The sequence below is a fragment of the Candidatus Saccharibacteria bacterium genome, assembly GCA_017983775.1.
GTDB lineage: Bacteria > Patescibacteriota > Saccharimonadia > JAGOAT01 > JAGOAT01 > JAGOAT01.
In genome coordinates this window covers 22,353-28,627 of record JAGOAT010000008.1, presented here as the reverse complement: position 1 = coordinate 28,627, position 6,275 = coordinate 22,353, and the positions used below count along the sequence as shown (strand labels likewise).

The 6,275-nt window shown below is 39.7% G+C and carries 5 protein-coding genes and 1 tRNA gene; 2 read left to right on the top strand and 4 right to left on the bottom strand.

The annotated features are described in order from the left end of the window. Positions 1 to 686: hypothetical protein (locus KA531_01695; protein ID MBP6005596.1), on the top strand; the 686-nt coding region annotated here is incomplete at its 5' end. Between the two features lie 10 nt (positions 687 to 696). Then, positions 697 to 1,074 carry a septum formation initiator family protein gene (locus KA531_01690; protein MBP6005595.1) on the top strand — a complete coding sequence of 126 codons (378 nt, stop codon included), beginning with the start codon at positions 697 to 699 and terminating at the stop codon, positions 1,072 to 1,074. Between the two features lie 82 nt (positions 1,075 to 1,156). Here KA531_01690 and KA531_01685 read toward each other — a convergent pair. The 4 genes from KA531_01685 to KA531_01670 all read right to left on the bottom strand — a co-directional run bounded on the left by KA531_01685 (position 1,157) and on the right by KA531_01670 (position 6,193). Next, positions 1,157 to 1,233 (bottom strand) — tRNA-Met (locus tag KA531_01685). Positions 1,234 to 1,305: 72 nt separating this feature from the next. Next, positions 1,306 to 2,157, bottom strand: a complete 852-nt coding sequence (locus tag KA531_01680) for an arginase family protein (GenBank protein ID MBP6005594.1) — start codon at positions 2,155 to 2,157, stop codon at positions 1,306 to 1,308. A 33-nt stretch (positions 2,158 to 2,190) separates the two neighbouring features. Next, a complete protein-coding gene (gene murE / locus KA531_01675; protein ID MBP6005593.1) occupies positions 2,191 to 3,522 on the bottom strand; it encodes a UDP-N-acetylmuramyl-tripeptide synthetase in 1,332 nt (443 codons plus the stop codon). Next, on the bottom strand, positions 3,506 to 6,193 hold the full coding sequence (locus KA531_01670) for an efflux RND transporter permease subunit (GenBank protein ID MBP6005592.1): 2,688 nt from the start codon (positions 6,191 to 6,193) through the stop codon (positions 3,506 to 3,508). Before KA531_01670 ends, murE begins: the two co-directional genes overlap by 17 nt. Positions 6,194 to 6,275 lie beyond the last annotated feature (82 nt).

Sequence of the window (6,275 nt, the reverse complement as noted above, 5' to 3'; positions counted from 1 at the left end):
AACAACCAGATCCTGAACCCGAACCAACACCCGCAGAACTGGAACAAACTCATGTCAGTAGCTTAGAAAAGATTATCAGAACAACGATTGCTAGTGGCCTAGTAGAAATAGATAGATACTGCTTCAATTTTGTGATGCGCGCAGACAATTCCCTTAGTAGTAGCAAGGACTGTAAGCTAGATACCACTTACGGTCAAAAAAAAGAGAATGATTTCATAGTTCAACCACTCAAGGGTGAGTATGAGACCCTTGAAAAAGTAATATCCGAGTGGAAGCAAGAACAAGCCAGCAATATCGAAATAGTCAAAGAACAAGAAACCCTCTTAGATAGTGTAGAAGCAATGACCATTATCTATAAGCCTGCCACTAGTTCTTCTAGCTCTACTAGCAACTCTAGTCAAAAATCCAATACCACTACTGATACTTCAAAAAACAGAAGCATAATAATAGTGAAGTCGCCAATCCTGTATCTATATAATGGTAGTAGCTATGGGGCTTTTGTTATCGACGGAAGCTTTGGAGAAGAATTTGCCCAACTAAATTACACTGATATTATCAAATCTTGGCAATGGAAGCTTCCGACTGAGACAACACAGGACACTGAAGCTAATTCAAACTCTACCGACACAGATACCACCCAATCATCAGAGAATACTAGTAGCAACGATTCAAACTCAACAAATTAAATAAACTTTCATGAATGAATTTCTGGATCTCAATAATCGCAATACCCAGAAAATTATTATCCTTATCGGGACTCTAATTATCTTATACTTAGTATTTGCCGTGATCAGGGTTAGCTCAAGTGCAAGGTTTTTTAATCCCCAGATCTCAAATCTTGAGACTGACATTAGTACCCTAGAAGAAGAGAATAATCAGCTAAAATATCAGTTGGAATATTACAAATCTGATTCCTACCAGGAGCGTGAGGCTAGGGCTAGACTTGGACTCAAAAAAGAAAACGAAAATGTTATCATCATTCCTGGAGAAGAACCAACCCAGACCACAGCAAACCCAGAGATAAGAAGTAAAAAAGCAAACTATCTACATTGGCTAGAGTTTATATTTGGCTAATAGTCGGTATTCTTGAGCCTACTATTGAAATGTCGCCATGACGAAGATATCGGTCTTGTGAATTTTCACCCCACTACGGGGATGGTTGCGGGGGTAGGATTTGAACCTACGACCTCCGGGTTATGAGCCCGACGAGCTACCTGACTGCTCCACCCCGCGTCCGAACAACAATAACAGCTGGTAAGTTAATTATATAGTAATCTTAAAACAAAATCCAATCCAACCGTCCATTTAGCCTACGAGATCTAATATTAACTCTGTAGCCAAAGTCAATGTTCTTTCTTCGTGATCGAATTCTGGTGCTTGATCAGCAAAAGATATTCCCCTAATCTGCTTTTTGGCTAGTTCAGAAAAAATTAGCTTAATCTCACGGTAGCTAAATCCACCCTGGTTGGGCTGACTGATCCCTGGGAAATCTTGAAAGTTCATCGTATCCATCGAGAAAAATACATGAACGGGCTTGTGCCCAAGGGTTTGACGAATTGCCTGAATCAGTGGCTTGAATCCTCCTACTAATATTTGGTTGACTCCAAAGTATTTGATATTTTGACCCTTAATATATTCCAGCTCAACCCTCTCAAGATACTGCGGGCCAATAATCATCATCTCAAAATCCCTATAGCCCTTAGTGGGTAGATCTTTAGCTGCTGCCCTACCAAGTAAGCTAGGAACAATTGAATTATTTAGCCACTCACTTGAGCTAGTGCCAGGCATAAAGCTATCCCCAAATCCAGAAAAATAAACTATTGCTGCTTGTGGATAAAGTTCTTTGGTCGCAAAAGCAGAAGACAAAATCGAACCTCGATCTCCCCCGAGTGTCAATAATATCTGGTCTTCTTTACTAATACTGGAAACTAGGCTCGACTTTAGTGACCTATTCATACCGATCAATGCAGCGTAGTTTTTGATTCGTGAATTGCTAACTCTTGGTAAGCCATTTGGGGTAATAGCTTCCAAGACACCATATTCAATCCCTCTTTGTTCTAGATGAGGCAAAAGCTGATCAAAAATCGCCTGAGCACTTGATTCAGTTTCTGTCACCCCACCGCCTAAACTATAAGGCATCAAACCAATATTTATCATATCTTGTATTATATAGTAATCTCGATAATCAAGCTATTCTGTCTTGTCCCCCCTCTTATAATCCAACTTTGCCAACTCTTCTCTTACTACTTGTCGGTCATCCCAAGGCACTGATCCCCCCTTGCGCATCATCAATTGATCCGCCCCCTTACAGGCTATGACCACTACATCCTTAGCTTGAGCAGATTTTAGAGCAAAAGCAATTGCTTCCCTTCTATCTTGGATCAGGAAATAGTCCTTATTCTTAGCCTTTGAAACCTCTCTGACGCCTTTCTCAATATCCTTGATAATATTTATTGGCTCTTCTTCATAAGGATCATCATCTGTGATCACTACCTTATCAGCATTCTCCATCGCTATCTTTCCTATTTCTGGACGCTTTTTCTTATCTCGGCCTCCTCCTTGTCCACCTATCAATACCCAGACTTCGGACTCCTGATCCTTGATATTATTAACAGATTTCAGCAAGCCCCTAATTCCTGCCTGTTCATAAGCATAATCAACTATCACCCCAAACTCTTGACCCGCCTCTATTCTTTCAAATCTGCCGGGTATCTGATCTAGCCCCGAGAGGACTTTGGCTATCCGCTGCTGATCGACTCCAATCTCACTTGTTAGAGCAATTGCCGCAAGAGCATTATCAGCATTATACTCTCCCCCAATTGGGATTTGGTATTTAAATTGATTGACCTCAAATCTTAAACCCTCCCTGGTCTCAAGGATATCATTAAGCCAATAATCATAGCCTGGGTCTTTACCAAAGCTCTTAATCTTGTGATCGAATTGATTGATATAATATTCTGCCTCAGGATCATCCCGGTTCAGTAAGAGCAGTTTTGTAAACTTGGCCTGAAACTTCTTCTTGGTATTCTGCCGAGAAACCATCCTAAATACTCTAGAATTATCTTCCCTGAGTTGATTATAGTTAAAATGGTGAGCTTCCTGCCTTTCATCCATTAAATTTAGGTAAACCAAATAATCTATATCCAACCCCCAATGTCGATATTGAACTTGACCCTCTGAAGTTACTTCCAATATTAGGTATTTACATCCCTGCTCAACCATTTCTCGAATTAGCTTTTGAATTATTGCTCTACCTGGCATAGTCATATGATAGGAATTCAATCTTTCCTCTTCACCCACTACAATATTTGCGGTACTAATCAAGCCAACCTTTGTACCATCTGACCCCAGAATCTGCCTAATCATATTGGCAGATGTGGTCTTACCCTTTGAGCCATTGAGGGCAATCACTGTAATCTCTCTACTTGGATATCGGTACCAGATATTCGCTAATACCGCCCAACCGAGATGGTAACCATTGATTAGCCTCTCTGGTAATAGTTTCTTAATGCTTGTTTTCATTTGTTACCTCCGGTTTTGGTTGTTTAATTCTCGTGCTCAGACTTTCGGCAAATATTAAATAATAAGGAAAGGCAAAGATTACCAGAAGCGTAGAAGATAATAATCCAAAAATAATTGTCAATGCTAGAGGTTCCCAGAATGGATCCGTCAAGACCAATGGTACCAAGGCTAAGATTGTAGTTAGTGATGTAGTTATTAATGCCCTAAGTCTCTTATTTATCGCATTACCTGCTGCTTGATATATATCTTGACCTAGTGCTTTCTCTTGATTGTAATAATCAGTAATCATAATACTATTATTAACCGCAATCCCAACTAGGCCAGTTAGTCCAACCATCACAAAAAAACTCACCGGATTGCTGGTAAAATACAAAGCCATCGAAACCCCCAAGAATCCAAAGGGTATAGCAATAAAGATAAGAATTGACTGAAGTACCGATCTAAACATTACAACCAATAAGCCCAACATTAATATCAACGCCAAGATAAATCCGTACTGTATTGATTCAAAGCTCTTGGCATTTTCACTCTCTTGACCCACCTCAAAATCAAAATTTGATTGATTTATTGAGTATTTCTTAAGATACTCCTCATCGTAATGCTCCAGGATTTTCTGTCTTAGGCTTGTAATCATCTCATTAACACTATCAGAATTGAACTTAACACCGACCAGAAGGTATCTGCCCTCCTTGGTTCTAGATACCTCACCAAGTCCACTAGTGGCTACCTGATCAATTGTTATTGGGGTAATGCTCGATTCCGATTGAATCACAATATTAGATAGATAATCTTCCAGATCTTTTGCTAAGCTGTTCATATTGTCCTGATCAATATACACCCTAAATTCAAAGGGGTATTCTTCAGAAGGTGGGCCTACTGCCTCCTGATTGACCTCTAGGCTGATTCCCTGGATTTGAGCTAGTCTGGCCTGCAATCTCTCACTCAAAACAGATGCTCTTGGCCTCTTACTATCTATTAATTTAATTTGCAGATAAACTGCCTGAGGATTTGCGATCAAGTAATAAACCTCTTGACTATAATCACCCACAGAATCAATGATAGTATGATCGATCTCTTCTGTGATCCTAGATAAATCTTCTAGGCTTAGCTGACTTGCTGGAATTCCCTTGATAATTATCCCTTCGCTATCTCGGGGATTTGGAAAAATATCAAACCCAAGCTTACTAAAAAATACCCCCGAAGCTATTAAGCAAATTAACCCCAAGATAACTGAGCTAGCAATCGTGATAGTCTTTTTTGAAGTTGAATCACCAAGTTGCATGATAAATCTACTATATGTCTGAGCAAACCTTCTAATCCAGCTACCAAGACTTAGTTTGCACAACCCGCTATGAACCCTCTTGGGTTTTTTGGGCAAGACAATTTGATAACTCAAAAAAGGTACAAGTACTACCGAAGTGATTAGTGAGGCTAATAATGCAATTACGACTGTTTCTGGCAAAATCTTAATAAACTGCCCCAACACGCCCTTAATAAAGATTAATGGGAGAAACACCAAAATAGTTGTCAGTGTTCCTGCAATAGTCGCCTTGGCAACTCTACCAACCCCAGACCTAACTACCAAAAGTCTATCCTTACCGGTCTGATTGTCCGCCTCTATTGACTCAACCATTACGGTGGCATCATCAACAAATAATCCGAGAGTTAAAATTAATGCAAACAAAGAAACGGTATTGAGACTTTTGCCAAATATCTCCATCGAAATGAAAACTATTGCCAATACGGTCAACATAAATAGGGCCGTGACAATCGCCGCCCTAAAACTAATGATTAGTCCTGTAACGAGTACTACTATCAAAATCCCTTCTAGGATATTCTCCTCCAGGGACCCTAGCTGATCTGCTAAGCTTTTAGCAAAATCTCCACTATAGATTAACCTGCTATCTTGATACTCTTGACCCTCCATTATTTGGTCGACTGTCTTCTTAATACTGTCTGAAAACTCTATCACGCCCATCTGACTTGCTTTTACAAGTCCTATATTAATAGCTGGTCTAAAAATTAGTTGACCATTGTCTCTATATCCCACTCGTCCAATCCCTATCTGAACCTGCTTATTCTGACCAGTAGAAGGGTCGGTAGTCTGTTGATATAGTGGAACTACCTCAAGATCTACCAGATCAGAGTTATCTGCTAGCTTACTTACAAAGTCCGTCATTAGCCCCTGGTCGGTCATTGGTGCTGGAGCAAAGCTAAGTAACAAGTCATATTTATTCAGGAATTTAGTTGCATCTACGGTGCTAGTATTTGCAATAAAGCCTTGATACTCTAGCCGATACTGTTCTAGGACTTGATCAATCTCAGTCCGCTTCTGCCCTAGATCTACATTATCCCCAAATCTAACCACTAGATTAAAGCCATTTTGATAAGAGGTAATCTGGAAATCAACACTGCCTTCAATATCTTGGAGTATCTTATTGGCAACTGGTAATCCAACCTCTTGATCAACCCTAATCTGATCATTCACTAGATAGTTGGCATCAATAACAATTATCGGGACTTCAAACGAAGGAAACCCCTCTTTTAATAAAACTCTTACATAGGTAAATAGCCCTAATATTAAAATTGATGCCCAGATAACAATCGTTAACTTATGTTGCCTAATTGCGTTAATCCCTGGTCTAATCACTAGTTTACCCCAATTCACCATGCTATTTATCTTATAATACCGTATAGCAATATCCAAACAAAATCTGATCCTCAGACTAAGATCTTAAAAGCCCTGAGCTATA

Bases quoted from the DNA above. Each gene is read 5' to 3' on its own strand.
- KA531_01690 (MBP6005595.1), top strand. From the start codon at position 697: ATGAATGAATTTCTGGATCTCAATAATCGCAATACCCAGAAAATTATT.
- KA531_01680 (MBP6005594.1), bottom strand. From the start codon at position 2,157: ATGATAAATATTGGTTTGATGCCTTATAGTTTAGGCGGTGGGGTGACA.
- murE (MBP6005593.1), bottom strand. From the start codon at position 3,522: ATGAAAACAAGCATTAAGAAACTATTACCAGAGAGGCTAATCAATGGT.
- KA531_01670 (MBP6005592.1), bottom strand. From the start codon at position 6,193: ATGGTGAATTGGGGTAAACTAGTGATTAGACCAGGGATTAACGCAATT.